Raw genomic sequence first — 14900 nt, forward strand, 5'->3', positions numbered from 1 at the left:
TACTCCCTAGATTTCCTAATCCGAATTTTTCCCAATTGTGGAAAATTCAAACATCCATCCCCTAGAAAGTTTTTTGACAGCGCAGGAAAAACAAAACTCCGCATCTTTTTCTTAAATCTAGGAAAGCCAAAGCCTTTCGATTTTATCTGGTCAAAAGCTTTATCTAAAGTTTTTAAGACTTGCTGTAAGACTTGAGCGTTAACCGTCTTTAATATCGGATAGATTTTTTTAGCTTCCGTTAGATTTTTGGCTTGAACGAAGTAATTTGGATAGGGTTCATCCGCAGGAATTATGTACTCGGAAACTAACGAACAGCGATCCGCAAGACAATTTCGAGAGTTCAACCAATCTTTCCGTTCCGAGAGCGCGTAATTGTAAACGCTTTTACAAACATCAAGAATGTGGACGATCTCTTGTTCCTGTTGCCTGTTTACCTTTAGTTTGTACTGGTAGGTAAGCGTTATCACTGTCGTTCGTTTTGTGATGTACAATCAGATTATAACATTTACCGCCTAATATGTTAACTGATTACCATCATGAATTTCGCTCTGTTTACAAACTTACTGCTCATGTGGTATTTGTCATCAAATATCGGCGGAAAGCTATTAACAATGAAATCTTAGCCCGACTTAAAGAAATCTTTGCGTCAACGCTCACAAAATGGGAAAGCGCGTTGCTTGATTTCAATGGTGAATCGGATCACGTTCACCTAATTATCGATTACAAGCCTGACATCGCTTTATCCAAACTAATCGCTAATCTTAAAACAGTTAGTAGTCGCTTAATTAGAAAGGAATTTCCGGATTTGGCGGCAAAGTATTTCGACAATAAACCTTATTTTTGGACGGGAGGTTATTTCGTGGCTAGTTGTGGCGGCGTTACTGTCGAACAACTAAAAAAATACGTCGAGAACCAAAAAAACTCCCCGAAAGTGGAAACGCTACCGCGTTAGTTTCATTCCGGTGGCGATTCATCTCCCGTTAACCGCTACGCGGTTTAACGGGAGTCCTCTCGCGACCTTGAGATAGAGCTTCTAGGATAAAAAACCATTGAAAAGACGTGATCAACGGTTTTTTTGAGCTTAAAGCTTATCCCTATATGGGTTTAAAGCTATTTTTGTTCTAGGTTTTGTTGAGGTTCCACTAAGAGGGATGTCTAATTATATCAATTCTCCAAAATCCGGCTACAAGAGTTCGATCCCCCTGCCTTCGTCTCCCTTAAAATGGGAAAAAGGGGAAATGAGAACTTAAATTCGATAATTCGATCTGTAGTTTTGATGGGTGAGAATTGGTATTAATTAACTTTTACCCAAATACTGCGGAAATATTTTTCGGGACTATTTTTATCGATAATATCTTTACAGGGAGTATTACCAACTCGCTCGATTGTACCATCATCGCTTAAAATCTGAAAGCGATCTGGGAAATGGGGATAAAACAACAAAGCTTCTGGACGAAAACCTTCAGGGAATTGCAGTGATTCTATCTTTTCTGGTGCATCTTCTTTTTTTCCTGACCAAGTATAGAAAACGAATTGATCGCCTCCATGAAATTCTCCAGCAATAATTAAATATACTTCTAAAGCTGGCCAAAATTCAATGCTACGAATTCCTAATCCTCCCAAATCTAGCAGGATAGGATCACCAAATTCAGCTTTAGCCGTGGTTGAATTAGTAACTAAACTCTTGGGATTTTTTAGGGGTAATAAAAGAGCTTTACCGTTGGGGACAGGATTACGAAAACCGATTAAGATATTTCCGTCTGGAGTTGCCGTTAAACCTTCAATATTTAATCCTCCTTCAGCTTTGGAAGCTTTGGTTTCTGCTGTTTTGAAATCAAATATTTCAGCCAATTGAGAGTCTTCGATAATATCGCGCAATACTAACTGAGTATAAGACTCACCCACTTGAACTATACTAGAGCCGTCATCGGTAATTTTACTGGCAAAAAATTGATGACGAGGGAGTTTTCGTTCAGCATTTTTATTGCGGCCATGGGAAGTAATCCAATAGATTATGTCATTTAGTACAGTTACCCCCTCCAAGTCGATTTCTTTATTTTTAAGATTGTTCTTCACCCAACTATTAATGTCAATTGTTTTCAGGGCTTTTCCCGACTCTTGAGAGGAATAAATCCAGAGAAAATTACCTAATTTTGGATCCGCCTCATCATTACCAACAACAAATTTATTTTCTCCTAAAGCAGTGGCTGCAGAAGCATCACAAATTCCTTGATGTTTGATTTTTTGGATAATAGAAAAGTTGAGAGGTTTCATGATTGTATTCTCCTTATTAACTGGAAAAGTGAGGATTGAGAAAATTATAGGTAATAAAAGACAAAAAGACAAGACATTACTAGAAATAATCTGAGAAAGGACTGGTTTAAATAACTAATTTCTCCTAATTTCAAAAGTTTGTCGAGTGTCATAATTTATGTTAGTCCCTCCAAGACCCGATGATTCCTCCCATTGACCTAACGTCAAGGCAAAAGGTTTTGGGATCAAAGATCGGTTAGTTAGGGAAATAATTGGGGAACACTTTAACTCATTCAATAATAACTATAGATAAGCAAAAAATACTTAAATGTAACAAAAAAATACATAAGTGGGGAGGTGTAATTAAATATCAGACTTATCGAGGTTGAATTGAGCCACGAACCCCACAACCGGCATAGGTGATCAACTAAAGATGAAGTGTAATACTAAATCCGGTTATTAAAGAATGATTATTTATTCCTCCTTTTGCCTATTGCAAGAGTGCATGAGTGCCTGTCCTGATATGTAGCCTATGCTCAACGGATTTAGTGTAACCTAATTTGGTATCGACGACCGACTCCCCAAAACCAAAAATTCGTACCTCACCATTAAGATAACTGCTATAAAAACGCGGATATCACTGCCAATAGAGTTCGGTTTTACCGTTATGGGATGAGCATTAACGGGGGTAATATTCTAGGTAAGGAATTTGTATCTAGTCAGTGATGAAGACGATGTTAAAGGGGTCTTTACCGAAATTAAGCGATATTTTCCCGCCGACTGACCATCAGGACCGGGAAACTTTCACCCCCAATGCTTTTTATCCTAATTTATCGGAATGGCTCAAGCGAGCGCAACTGAAAGCGGAAAGTGAATGGTTCGCAGCGATCGCCGCTTTAGAAAATATCTTATTACAAAACCAAAATAATGCTGCCGCCGGTCGGGGTTTAATTCTCTCCGGTCCGACGGCTTTAGTTAGAGAAAGCAAGGCTTTAACGGGTTTTGAATTTGGTGTTTTTACCGTTAAAGCTTTAAAACATTTACAATGGCCGGGTTTGCAATTGCCTTCTCAGGAAAAATCCGCCGCCGATGTTTCCCCGACGGAGATTCATGAATTGCCTCTCTTGCCAACGGATCCGATTGCTAATGAAAGATTTTGTCTGGTTTTTAGCGAAAGTTTCGCTCTTTTGCTGGTTTTAGGCGAGGATCAGTGGGGTTTGTCCTCTTTTCAATTTTCCTTTGATCCCGTCCTCACTCAGCAAGCCTGGCAGCAGTTGCGGCAACGATTAGTTAATCTGCGTTATCCGCAAATCGGGACTTTAGAGGCAATTATCGAGGCTAATGGCAGTCCCTCGCCGGATTACCGTCTAGTTAGCCAATTTAGTCGCCAATTACTGCAAAATTTACCCAACCAGCCTAATTTAGACCTGAAAAAAACGAAATCGCCTATCAATGCCGAAATCACTCCGCCAAAGGAAGATAATTCTAATTTAGAATCGGGTTGTGATTTGGAGTTATTGCGAGCTTTAACCCACGAAATTCGCACCCCTTTAACCACCATTCGCACCATTACCCGATTATTATTAAAACGGGCAAAAGTAACGGAAGATGTGCAGAAATATCTAGAAACAATCGATTTAGAATGTAGTGAACAAATTCAGCGCATGGAATTAATTTTCCGAGCCGCAGAATTGGGTATTAATCCTCTGGGGGATAAACCGATTCAATTAATTCCAATTGCTCTAGAAAAAGTCTTTCAAGATAGTATTCCCCGGTGGCAAAAACAAGCTAAACGGCGCAATGTCATTTTAGAAGTTAATGTACCGAAAAAATTGCCTTCGGTAATTAGTGACCCGAATTTATTGGATCAAATGTTAAATGGAGTCGTGGAAAAATGTACTCGCAGTATGGCTAGTGGTGGCCTGTTGCAAGTACATATATCAACGGCAGGAAATCAATTAAAAATGCAGTTCCAAACTCAGGTAAAATCGCCTAATCTTACTCTCAAAGCTTTAGGAAAAGTCTTAATGTTTCAACCAGAAACGGGTAGTTTAAGCCTGAATATGAAGGTGACTAAAAACCTTTTTCAAGCCTTGGGAGGTAAATTGATTGTGCGTGAAAAACCCGAAGAAGGTGAGATTTTAACCATTTTCTTGCCCCTCGGACGCATTAAATAAGTTGAGATTATTCTGAATTTTTCATCTTGGAAAATAGGCAAAATTGCCAAGAGGATGCTATACTAGGGCAACAAACATTATTGATAGTTGCCATGGAAAAAACTGTTTTAATTTTAGGTGGCACTGGTCGCATTGGTCAAAGTGTAGCCCTAGATATTATTAATCATACTTCAGCTAAAGTTATTATCACAGGACGCAAGGAAAAAGCCATTAAATTACTGCCAAGAATGCAGTTTTTGGCTTTGGATTTAGAACAAATAGACAAGCTTAGACAGGCAATTAAAAATAGTGATTTAGTCGTTCATTGTGCCGGTCCCTTTCATTATCGCGATGGCAGGGTAGTAAAAATTTGCATCGAAGAAAAAGTCAATTATATTGATGTTAGTGATCATCGTTCTTTTTATCAAAAGTTAATCCCCTATCGAGAATTAGCGATAAAAGCGGGAATAACTGCCGTGGTTAATACGGGAATTTTCCCGGGTATTTCTAATAGTATAGTGCGAGAGGGAGTCGAACAGTTAGATAGGGTAGAAACGATCCGTTTAAATTATGCCGTAGCCGGTTCCGGAGGTGCGGGATTAACTGTGATGCGGACTACTTTTCTCGGCTTAAAAAAGCCTTTTTTAGCTTGGATTGAGGGACAATGGCAAGAGATTGAACCCTATACTGCTAGAGAAGTAATTGACTTTCCCGCTCCTTTGGGTAAAACTGGTGTTTATTGGTTTGATATGCCAGAAACCTATACTTTTGCTGAATCTTTTCAAGTGCAAAATGTGATCACAAAATTTGGTTCTATTCCCGATTTTTATAATCATTTAACTTGGATTACTGCCCATATTTTTCCCGATGCTTGGGTAGAAAGTTCTCGGGGAATTGAGTTTTTTTCCCAAGTTAGTTATCGCATGACAGAAGTAACCGATAAATTTTCGGGAATTGGGGTAGCAATGTTAGCCAAAGTGGCCGGATGGCAAGGGCAGCAAAAAGCAGTTTATCAAGCAACTATGCTTCACGAGAACACTGCCCAAGCAGCCGGCTGGGGAACTGGCAGCGTGGCAGAATTAATCTTAGCGGCAAAACTCCAAAAAGCCGGGATTTATCCGGTGGAACAGGTGTTATCCACAGAACTATTCCATGCTACGATGAAAAAAAGAGGTATTAAACTCGATCGCTCCTGTGCAATTGTGGCTTAGAAGATGAAAAAAATCTGGCGTTACTTAGGGCTGTTTTGTTTAGTTTTGTTACTGACTTTATCCCCTATCTTCATGATAGCGGCCCAGAATAATCCTGCTAAACAAGGACAGGAAACACCCCTGGAAACTTTGGGAGAAGTTTTTCCCGTCATGCTTGATAATCAAGAACTTTTTACGATTCGGCAAGGAATAGGTTCTTTTTCAGCGCAAGAAAGAGCGAAATCGATTACAGCCAGAATTGAAAAAATTGCCGATGACGATGCTCTTTCTCCTGAAGATTTAACCATAAAAATCGATCCTGAAGACAAAAACCCTTCGATTATTTTGGGAGATACGGTTATTGCTACTATTACTTCTAAAGATGCCAAATTACACGCGGTCAGTCAAGAAGTATTGGCCGAACGAGCTTTAGCAAAGATGAAAGCAGCCATTGTCCGTTATCGTCAAGAACGTCAACCAGATAACCTCTTAAAAGATGCAGTTTTGACGGTAAGTGCTACCTTGGCCACGGTCTTAATTTTCTGGGTAATAATTTTTATATCTTCGCGGGTTTTTCCCCAGATTCAGAGATTAATCACCTCCCTAGTTCCTGGGGTCGTATTCCAAAATTTTGAGATTATTAGTTCCCAGACAATAGGAATTTTTTCCCTAAGAGTTTTGCAATTTATCCGCACTCTGATTATTTCAACTATTCTCTATTTTTATTTAACTTTTGTCCTTCGTCTTTTTCCCTGGACTAGAAAATTTGGTGATGGTTTTCTGCAATACTTTTTTAGTGCTTTGGAAGTTATTTCCCAAGAGATAGCAAAATATTTACCCAATATTTTTATTATACTGATCATTGTTTTTATAACTCACTATCTGTTGAGAGCAATTAAACCATTTTTCACTGGATTGGAAAGAGAAAATTTAGTAATCCATGGTTTCTATCCCGATTGGGCAAAACCAACCTATAATTTACTGTCACTGCTGATAATTGCCTTAGCTATAGTCATCGCTTTTCCCTATCTACCCGGATTTAATTCTCCTGCTTTTCAGGGGGTGTCGGTATTTTTAGGGGTGCTATTTTCCTTGGGTTCCACCTCTGCTATCGCTAACGTGGTAGGAGGAATTATCCTCATCTATACCCGCTCTTTTCAACTAGGAGATAAAATTTCTATTGGTGATGTTATTGGAGATGTGATTGAAAAAGGATTATTAGTCACCCGTATTCGCACACCAGCTAATAGAATTATCACGATTCCTAATTCATCGCTGTTAAACACCAATGTGATTAACTTTAGTGTCTCTCAAAGGGAATTCAAAGAGCCTTTAATTTTGCAAACCACAGTCACTCTCGGTTATGATTTACCTTGGCGTAAGGTCCACGCAACCCTGAAAGAAGCAGCCCTAGCAACTAAATTTATTGTCTCAGAACCTGCTCCTTTTGTCTTGCAAACCAGTCTCGATGATTTTTATGTCAGCTATCAGCTAAATGCCTACACCGATCATCCTAGCAAAATGGTGTATATTTATTCTGAATTGCATCAAAATATTCAGGATAAATGTAACGAAGTCGGTATCGAAATTATGTCTCCTCACTACAAGGCTCTCCGGGATGGCAATCACAGCACTATTCCTGAAAATTATCTGCCGGAAGATTATCAAAGTCCTGCTTTTGGTATTCAGTCAAATCCTCAGAAGTAATAATTTTCCTAATAGCTTTGATTGCGTTTGTCAAGCCCTTTTGAGTTATTGTTGATAATTCTTCACCAAATTCACAATTAATAGCAGGAATAAATATTCCCAAGGCCCTGGGATTTTGTTGATAAATTGCTTGAGTTAATGCTAATAAAGAAGCGGGACTTTCTGCATGACCGAAATTATTCCATTCGGTAACTGCCGCTAATTTTTCTATCCGGATATCGGTTTGACTAGATAAGACCGCATCAACAAAAATAACTAGGGAAGCATCAGCTATATCGGCTGCTAATTCCGGAGTCAATTGATGGGTAGCGATGACTTGCACATTAGTCCAATTCTCCCCGGCAATAATTTCGGCTATTCTCACTCCCACTCCGTCATCATTTCTTAAAGTATTACCGTAGCCGATGAGCAGTATTTTAAAATTATTCATGGTTATAGCAGTTATCTTAATGATGAGGTACAAAGTGGAATTAAATATAAGATGAACGTAGGTTGGGTTGAAGCATGAAACCCAACGCCCGCTCATGTTACGCTACCGCTAACCCATCCTACAAATAATTGTGCCTCCCTACTTATAAAAATCTTCGAGATGTTGTTTTAGTTGACGAATTGCCATACTACTATTGCGATTGTCGGCAATTTCTCCACAGAAAGAAACTAAATTTTGTAGGTTAAAGTTAGGAAAATATTGACTTTGATGGCGAGGGATATACTCTTGATTCTCTAGCCAATAAATATAGAGAGTTTTCTGACGATACAACCAAATTTCAGGCACTTGATAAGGCAGATAGTCATCCACATTCGAGTAACTGGTGACATCAATTTCTAATACTAAATCGGGAGGAGGATCATTTACCCAGTCAATTCTGGCTTTCCCTGCTATAGCCGGCCAATGGTCAATATAAAAACTATAATCTGGTTCAATACCACTTGTTTCTGGTAATTCCATGGTTACGGGAGTAAAAGCCTCGTACTCACGCCCCAGATAATCCAATAAGGTGATGATAATATTAGCAATTAAATGGGCATCACGTCCATGCTTAGGAAGTGGAGACATAAGCAAGACTTCTCCATTGTGATATTTGATTTTAGGTCGAGAATTGTCGCCCCTTTGCCGAGACAAAGTTTGATAATCTAGCCAAGTGGCAGGTAATCTCACTAAGGACCCCGCCGGTAGCTCGATTTTATCTAGTGAAACTAAGGCAAACATGGCGCAAGGTTCCAGGTAAATGATCAGAAACGCTGTAAAATAAGTATAGGATATCTTCGATACTCTCGATGCACAGCTTAACCTAATCGATAAATTAACTGAGTCTGGTAAGAAAACTTAAGCCTTGATAGTAGTTTCTTGATGAGCCAAAAATTATGCTATCGACTAACACAGTTTCCCCCCATATTATTCCCCCTCTCGAAAATGGTGATAGATTAACCCTTCCCGAATTCGAGCGCCGTTATCAAGCAATGACACAGCTAAAAAAAGCTGAATTAATCGCAGGAGTTGTTTATATGGCATCCCCCGTCCGCATCAAAAATCATGGCAATCCTCACGCTCGTATTATCACTTGGTTAGGATACTATTGGTACGTTACACCGGGGGTAGAATTAGCAGATAATACTACTGTGCGACTGGATGGGGATAATCAACCACAACCAGATGCTTTATTAAGAATAGAAACCGGTGGACAATCAAGCATTAGTGAAGATGGTTATCTGGAAGGTGCGCCGGAATTAATCGTGGAAATTGCCGCTTCTACTGCTTCCTACGATTTACACGAAAAACTCAAAGTTTATCGTCATCATGGAGTGCAAGAGTATATTATCTGGCGAGTAGATGACCAAGAATTGGATTGGTTTCGCTTAACTGATGGGGAATATTTGCCCCTAGAATCAAATCAAAATAACATCTTTTGCTCCCAAGTCTTCCCTGGATTATGGCTAGATAAAAATGCTTTATTATCGGGTAATTTAGCCGAAGTTTTGGCAATGTTACAGCAAGGAATAGCTAGTCAAGAATTTACCTTTTACCTCGAAGGAGTTTACGGAATGTTTAAAGCGAGTAAATATCAGACCCCCTGCATAATTTTTTTATGGTATGATGGAGTTTCTGGCTTTTTTATCAATTTTTAGATGGAAGTGGAAAAAAGAATAAAATGTGATCTTAGGTCAGGAAATCATCTATACTTTTGCTATGTTTATTAGGAAAATCATGGATTATCAAAACTTATCAGATGAACAGTTCAAACGCCGTTTCGGCCTGTATAAACAAACCTATAGAAAGATGGTAGAATCAGTAAAAAGTGTTGAAGCTGAATCTAATTCATCCTTCGGCTGAGCGTTCGGTCGAACGCTCAGCTCACGGCCGAAGCCCACACCCTGCCCCCAGGAAAAGCTTTTTCAGCAAACCCTAAATAAAGAGGTTTTGACAACCAAATTAAGGCATATCTAATTTTGGGTTAAAAGTTAAACTTCAGGTTTTTTATTCAGAACAAATGCACTAACTAATTTTTTGGGGAAAATTAGTCAACCCGCTATCATAACATATAACCAATTTACAAGAGTTCTATCCAAATAAGTATGGATGGGAGAGGACGTTGCCATGACAATATCTTTATAGAGAGGTTATTGTTTTTGATCTAGAGCGAACTAATCAATTAAGTCTCTTGCCAGATAAGGAGTTAGTCGATTTATGCCCCCCGATCGAACCATACCAAGTAACGAAGAACCGTAATTTAGGAGCTTTCAGATGACAATACCATTCGAGGAAATAGCACAGGAAGTTGCCTCTCAGGGAGCAAGCTGGGAGGTTGGCGAGACGTCGCTTACCAACTTGCTACAGGAGGAGCGTGAACTACGGCTGGGTTACACACCAGGGCCAGGAGAGCCGTCACTTATCGAGCGCGAAGGTCTGGCGCAAGCCAACCTTCAGCTGCACGCGGCGGGAATCGCTGCCGCCTTTGGCCGTCCGGCAAGCTACGACTTGCGCAATGTGGGGGGCAGCAACTACGTCACTCCGGTGAAGGATCAGGGGAGTTGCGGCTCATGCGTTGCGTTCGGCTCTGTAGCAACCGTGGAAACAACCCTTCGCGTTGCTCGCAAGAATCCTGGGTTGAGCATTGACCTATCCGAAGCGCACCTTTTCTATTGTATTGCCAGAGCACAGGGGAGGATGTGCAGCGGTCCCAATGGGGGCTGGTGGGTTCCACCTGCCCTTGATGGATTCAAGAACACAGGCGTAGTGGACGATGCCTGTTATCCGTACAGGGCCGGCGATCAGAATTGCACCAATCTCTGTGCAAACTGGCAGCAGCGCGTCACCAAAATCACGTCATGGACCCAGTTTACCAACCCAGAGCAGATGAAGGAGTGGCTCTCAAGCCAGGGCGCTCTGGCGGCTTGCTTCACGGTTTACAATGATTTTTTCGCCTACAGGTCAGGCGTGTACCGGCATGTCACCGGTGAACGGGCCGGTGGTCACTGCGTGTGCGTAGTTGGATACGATGACGCGGCTCAGTGCTGGATCTGCAAAAATAGTTGGAATACAACGTGGGGCGATCAGGGCTTTTTCCGAATTGCTTATGGGGAGTGCGGTATCGATGCGACAATGTGGGGGGTGACGGTACCCCAGGACAGCTCCCAGCGTGTTCCACTCTATCGCTACTGGAACCCGAATGCCACAGATCACTTCTACACGACCAACTGGAGTGAACTAGGCGGCGGCCGCTACGGCTGGAACTACGAGGGCATCCAGTGCTACGTGTTCTCTGCCCAGAAATCCGGGTCGGTGCCGCTGTACCGATACTGGAATCCCTCCATCGGCGACCACTTCTACACGACCAACTGGAGTGAACTAGGCAGCGGCCGCTACGGCTGGAACTACGAGGGCATCCAGTGCTACGTGCTTCCAGCTCAGGCATCTGGGTCGGTGCCGCTGTACCGTTACTGGAACGGGAGTGCTGGCGACCATTTCTACACGACCAACTGGAGTGAACTAGGCAGCGGCCGCTACGGCTGGAACTACGAGGGCATCCAGTGCTATGTCTACACCTCTGCTGCCAGCGTAGAGCCCAGCCAGATGGAGGATATCCCAAGTTCGTTTCGTGTCGAAGGGCCGGCGGCATCCTCGGGGATGACGCCGGATAAGTCCAGCTTCGGCCTTACGGAATCGGGTGGAACTCCTGCCTCATTTACGCTGACCCCGGAATCTACTGCCCCGCTCACTGGTGAAACAGTGGGTGATACGGGCGATGTCCCGAGTTCGTTCTCCATAGAAACCGGTGCCGCTTTCACCCAGAAGAAGGGGCAGGGCGTCACCATCACCATCAACGTCAACCCCTAGGGCAACGTGCGCCCCTCCTATTGGGGGCGGGCGCATTAATTCCTGTATTACCGTGATAAGTATGTCTCATTCTTTCACCCTTCAGAATAATGGCTCAAGTACTGAACTCAGTATGGGTGAGGTGTTCGATGTGGTACTAGCTGAGAACCCTACCACAGGTTATCGGTGGATTCTTGATGTATCTCCATCGCAAGCTATCGTTCTAGTTAGCGACGAGTTTGACGAGTTTACGGTTTCAGGTGAAGGTATCGGCACCGGGGGGCAGCGGCGGTTTCTACTCCGGGCAGGACATCTAGGAGCCTTCGTGATCACACTCCGATGTTGTCGAGAGTGGGAATCAGCCACACCACCGATCAAGACCTTCACGCTCACTGGTGTCGTTTCCTGATTGAGGAAGGGACACCGAGTACTAGGTGAAAGTTCTGAAAAAAGCGAAGGAGGAAAAACAGAGAGAAGTTGCTCAAGATATCAAAACTCTCACGGACGAAGCCACCTCTAGTTCTCCTTGAAAAAATGGTATCACCTCGTGGAAAACCTCTACAAAGTGGGCGGGTCAGCTCGTTGCTTGAAACAGATGAAAACTTTGCTTTGGTCAGGTTGTGTAGATGAGGTTCCAGCAATTCTCATTTTGAAACGATTTTGCGTTGTTTCAGCGATCTAGAGATTCGTTAAGAATTATTAACCCCTCTAGGTGCAAGGGTTTTAATGTCATGAAACCTTAAAATGAGAATTGCTGATGAGGTTCTTGAGCGCTTGAAGCAAATTAAGAGTTATGCCAGTGGGAATTTTCAGGCTTACCTACACAAACATCGTCACCGGATTGTGCCCTAGTACCTATATCAACTGATGGGATTAGGGATTGGTTCCGGACCGGTAGAGTCTACCGTCAAACGTATTGGTACTCGTTTAAAGTTATCCGGTGCTCAGTGGTCTCCCCAATATGTTTCACAAATGCTACGCCTGCGCTGTGCTTATCTTAATCGCAGGTTTTCTCTAAGTATTTCTACTCAGTGACAAACTGGGATGCTCCCGTCAAGAATATCAAATATTTCGAGAAAATTTGCTCAATGCTAATTCCATCTAGCGAGGGAAAAATCTCAACTATCGGTAAACATTATGAGCTTATCTACTTCGATAATTTCCCCTGTATCTATTCCCCCTCTCGAAAATGGCGATAGATTAACCCGTCCCGAATTCGAGCGCCGTTATCAAGCAATGACACGGCTAAAAAAAGCTGAATTAATCGCAGGAGTTGTTTATATGGCAGCCGCGGTGAGAGCCAAAAACCACGGTAAACCCCACGCTAATATTATCGGTTGGTTAACTGCCTACGAAGTGGCGACACCGGGAGTAGAAACACTGGATAATACTACTGTGCGACTTGATGGGGATAATCAACCACAACCAGATGCTTTATTAAGAATAGAAACCGGTGGACAATCAAGCATTAGTGAAGATGATTATGTAGAAGGCGCGCCGGAATTAATCGTGGAAATTGCCGCTTCTACTGCTTCCTACGATTTACATGAAAAACTCAAAGTTTATCGTCGCCAGGGAGTACAAGAGTATATTATCTGGCGAGTTTATGATGTTCAATTGGATTGGTTTCGCTTAACTGATGGGGAATATTTGCCCCTAGAATCTCATCAAAATAACATCTTTTGTTCTCAAGTCTTCCCCGGATTATGGCTGGATAAAAATGCTTTATTATCGGGTAATTTATCCGAAGTTTTGGAGGTGTTAAAGCAAGGAATAGCTAGTCAAGAACACCAAAATTTTTGTCAAACTTTGGCTAATAAATAACCCGGATAAACTTGATTTTTTTCTTAGTTGCCTAGGGATGGCTCAGAAAGATTAGCTGATTTTTCTTGCCAATCTTGACCGATTTTAATCGTCACATCAGAAGCGAGATTCCCCGTACTTTCCACCAAAACTTCCCCGACACCAAGGCTATTATGCAGGGCAGCAGCCAGGGAATTATCCCCTTTTTGAGCAATAATTTTGGTAGTTTCTAGAATTGGCGATGAAGACTTAGAGACAAAAACATTTTCATAACCCAATGAGCGCAGATAGCTGACTAGAGTTTGCACCGCTTCTGGATTATCGGTGCTGTCTTCCACAGCTATGCGAGTCGGTTGCGTCGTTTCCTCAATGTCAGCTATAAAAGAGCCGTGGTTAAAATGTTGAGCCACTAGCTCTTGAATTTTACTTTGATTGGGCAACCAATAACTGATCCCCTGCCGACCATCACCATTAAAGTCTCCGGGTAGCAGTAGCATTTGCACATCAGCGCGCTGAGTTTTGGAGGCAAAGCCGGCTAGGGCGAGTAACTCCTCTAAACTGAGATTAGTATCGATATGAGTGCGGATAACCTCGATAATATCGGGAATTTTCAATAAAGTTGCTGGTTTTAGGGTTTGTTCTACTAAAGACCGCATTAATTGCTGTTGTCGTTGGATACGACCGATATCGCCGTTAGCATCGTAACGAAAACGGGCAAACTGGAGGAATTTCTCGCCGTTGAGGTGTTGTTCCCCTTTTTTCAGGTCAATGTAGAGGTGTTGACTAAAATCTTTGTACTTCATGTCTTTGGGAACATATACCGTCACCCCCCCCAAAGCATCAATTAATTTTTCCACACCCTGCACATTAATGCGAATATAGCGATCAATAGCCACTCCGTCCAAAAGATGACTAACCGTTTCCGCCGTTAAAGCAGGTCCACCGAGGGCGTTAGCTTCATTGATTTTTTTCTCCCCATAACCCTCGATATCGGTACGGGTATCCCGGGGGATGGAAAGCATGGTTAACTTCTGTCTTTGGGGGTCAAAACGCAGTAACAGCATGGTATCGGTTAAACCAGCCAAGGAATTAACCGGGGCATGATAACCCAAATCTGGGGTTTGTGCCTCCTTGACATCGGATGTCAACACTTTCGCGCCAACTACCAGAATATTAACGGGACGGTTGAGGGCGGGAAGTTGCAGATTTTGATAGGATATCGCCTGCTGATTGTTAAAAGCGGCGGCTTCTTGGGGACTAAGAGCAGCTTGTCGCAAAGGTGTGGAGGAGAGAGACACAGCCAACATAGCCCCCGCCGTAGCGGAAACTAGGGCGCAGCCAGTTAAGCCTAGGGCTGTCAGGAACCATTTACCCGACAATCGCCGCTTTTTAACAGGTTTAGCTGCTAATTTGCTTGATTTTCCGCTTTTAAGCCTTGATTTCGTCTTATTAACCACAAATTGCCTCACACAATCA

General features: G+C 42.3%; 13 protein-coding genes and 2 pseudogenes. 10 read left to right on the forward strand and 5 right to left on the reverse strand.

Annotated elements, in window-relative coordinates; genetic code table 11:
• Window positions 1–467: helix-turn-helix domain-containing protein (locus H6G48_RS04155; protein ID WP_190719358.1), on the reverse strand; the 467-nt coding region annotated here is incomplete at its 3' end.
• Window positions 468–517: 50 nt separating this feature from the next.
• Here H6G48_RS04155 and tnpA point away from each other — a divergent pair.
• Complete coding sequence (gene tnpA, locus H6G48_RS04160) at window positions 518–952, forward strand: IS200/IS605 family transposase (RefSeq protein WP_190719361.1); 435 nt, start codon at window positions 518–520, stop codon at window positions 950–952.
• A gap of 341 nt (window positions 953–1293) precedes the next feature.
• Here tnpA and H6G48_RS04165 read toward each other — a convergent pair whose 3' ends face one another.
• A complete protein-coding gene (locus tag H6G48_RS04165; protein ID WP_190719365.1) occupies window positions 1294–2274 on the reverse strand; it encodes a DUF3616 domain-containing protein in 981 nt (326 codons plus the stop codon).
• Between the two features lie 713 nt (window positions 2275–2987).
• Between H6G48_RS04165 and H6G48_RS04170 the strand changes: the two genes are divergently transcribed.
• The 3 genes from H6G48_RS04170 to H6G48_RS04180 all read left to right on the forward strand — a co-directional run bounded on the left by H6G48_RS04170 (window position 2988) and on the right by H6G48_RS04180 (window position 7306).
• The gene (locus H6G48_RS04170; protein ID WP_190719368.1) at window positions 2988–4430 is read left to right on the forward strand and encodes a sensor histidine kinase; all 1443 of its coding nucleotides are present in this window, start codon (window positions 2988–2990) and stop codon (window positions 4428–4430) included.
• Between the two features lie 92 nt (window positions 4431–4522).
• Window positions 4523–5620, forward strand: coding sequence for a saccharopine dehydrogenase family protein (locus tag H6G48_RS04175; protein WP_190719370.1), 1098 nt, complete (start codon window positions 4523–4525; stop codon window positions 5618–5620).
• A gap of 3 nt (window positions 5621–5623) precedes the next feature.
• Window positions 5624–7306: a mechanosensitive ion channel family protein gene (locus tag H6G48_RS04180; protein ID WP_190719374.1), complete on the forward strand. Its 1683-nt coding sequence runs from the start codon at window positions 5624–5626 to the stop codon at window positions 7304–7306.
• Here H6G48_RS04180 and H6G48_RS04185 read toward each other — a convergent pair.
• Together H6G48_RS04185 and H6G48_RS04190 are read right to left on the reverse strand one after the other, a co-directional pair.
• Window positions 7233–7736 carry a hydrogenase maturation protease gene (locus tag H6G48_RS04185; RefSeq protein ID WP_190719377.1) on the reverse strand — a complete coding sequence of 168 codons (504 nt, stop codon included), beginning with the start codon at window positions 7734–7736 and terminating at the stop codon, window positions 7233–7235. The two genes, H6G48_RS04180 and H6G48_RS04185, sit on opposite strands and share 74 nt — an antisense overlap.
• 138 nt (window positions 7737–7874) lie before the next feature.
• Complete coding sequence (locus H6G48_RS04190) at window positions 7875–8516, reverse strand: Uma2 family endonuclease (RefSeq protein ID WP_190719380.1); 642 nt, start codon at window positions 8514–8516, stop codon at window positions 7875–7877.
• 155 nt (window positions 8517–8671) lie between these two features.
• Between H6G48_RS04190 and H6G48_RS04195 the strand changes: the two genes are divergently transcribed.
• The 6 genes and pseudogenes from H6G48_RS04195 to H6G48_RS04215 all read left to right on the forward strand — a co-directional run bounded on the left by H6G48_RS04195 (window position 8672) and on the right by H6G48_RS04215 (window position 13445).
• Window positions 8672–9433, forward strand: a complete 762-nt coding sequence (locus H6G48_RS04195) for a Uma2 family endonuclease (RefSeq protein WP_242034522.1) — start codon at window positions 8672–8674, stop codon at window positions 9431–9433.
• Between the two features lie 61 nt (window positions 9434–9494).
• Window positions 9495–9626 (forward strand): annotated as a pseudogene (locus tag H6G48_RS04200) (IS5/IS1182 family transposase); the annotation flags it as partial.
• Window positions 9627–10049: 423 nt separating this feature from the next.
• Window positions 10050–11642: a C1 family peptidase gene (locus H6G48_RS25720; protein WP_199328726.1), complete on the forward strand. Its 1593-nt coding sequence runs from the start codon at window positions 10050–10052 to the stop codon at window positions 11640–11642.
• A 112-nt stretch (window positions 11643–11754) separates the two neighbouring features.
• Window positions 11755–12030 (forward strand): protease inhibitor I42 family protein, encoded by a 276-nt coding sequence (locus tag H6G48_RS27365; protein WP_423202525.1) that lies wholly within the window; start codon window positions 11755–11757, stop codon window positions 12028–12030.
• A 126-nt stretch (window positions 12031–12156) separates the two neighbouring features.
• Window positions 12157–12656 (forward strand): annotated as a pseudogene (locus H6G48_RS27370) (hypothetical protein); the annotation flags it as partial.
• 102 nt (window positions 12657–12758) lie between these two features.
• Window positions 12759–13445: a Uma2 family endonuclease gene (locus tag H6G48_RS04215; RefSeq protein ID WP_190719386.1), complete on the forward strand. Its 687-nt coding sequence runs from the start codon at window positions 12759–12761 to the stop codon at window positions 13443–13445.
• Window positions 13446–13468: 23 nt separating this feature from the next.
• Here H6G48_RS04215 and H6G48_RS04220 read toward each other — a convergent pair whose 3' ends face one another.
• A complete protein-coding gene (locus H6G48_RS04220; RefSeq protein ID WP_190719389.1) occupies window positions 13469–14881 on the reverse strand; it encodes an LCP family glycopolymer transferase in 1413 nt (470 codons plus the stop codon).
• Between the last annotated feature and the right edge of the window lie 19 nt (window positions 14882–14900).

Origin of the sequence: Microcystis flos-aquae FACHB-1344 (assembly GCF_014698375.1) — a bacterium.
In the GTDB taxonomy this organism is placed as follows: Bacteria; Cyanobacteriota; Cyanobacteriia; order Cyanobacteriales; family Microcystaceae; genus Microcystis; species Microcystis aeruginosa.